The following is a 571-nucleotide window of genomic DNA, read 5'->3' on the forward strand; positions in this document are numbered from 1 at the left end:
GCAGGCGAGCCGGCTGCGGCGCTGGAGGCCGATAGAACTCGAGCCGGCCCGCAGATGGGAGGAATCCGTGCTCGGGATCCTCGGCGCAGATACGACTTTCGATCGCCCAGCCCTTCAAAACGATATCATTCTGACTGTGGCGAAGCCGCTCGCCAGCGGCGACTCTGATCATTTCCTCGACGAGATCGAGGCCGGTGACAAGCTCGGTGACAGGATGCTCAACCTGAAGACGCGTGTTCATCTCCAAGAAATAGAAGGCCCGATCCTGGCCAACCACGAACTCGACGGTTCCTGCACTGTCGTAGCCGACCTGCCGAGCGAGCGCGACGGCCTGCGCGCCCATGGCAGCGCGCATCTGCGCATCGACCAGGGGAGACGGCGACTCCTCCACGACCTTCTGGTTGCGGCGCTGAACTGAGCACTCCCGTTCGCCCAGATGGATGACATTCCGGTGTCGGTCACCCAGGATTTGAATTTCGATATGGCGCGGTTCCACAATGAATTTCTCGATGAACAGGCGATCGTCGCCGAAAGAGGCTGCGGCCTCCGAGCGTGAGCGTTCGACACCTTC

1 pseudogene is annotated in these 571 nt (G+C 61.5%); it reads right to left on the reverse strand.

Annotated features, from left to right (window positions below):
- Window positions 1-571: pseudogene (locus EN935_RS39440) on the reverse strand (acetyl/propionyl-CoA carboxylase subunit alpha); the annotation flags it as partial.

The sequence above is a fragment of the Mesorhizobium sp. M7D.F.Ca.US.004.03.1.1 genome (genome assembly GCF_003998635.1).
GTDB classification, from domain to species: Bacteria; Pseudomonadota; Alphaproteobacteria; order Rhizobiales; family Rhizobiaceae; genus Mesorhizobium; species Mesorhizobium loti.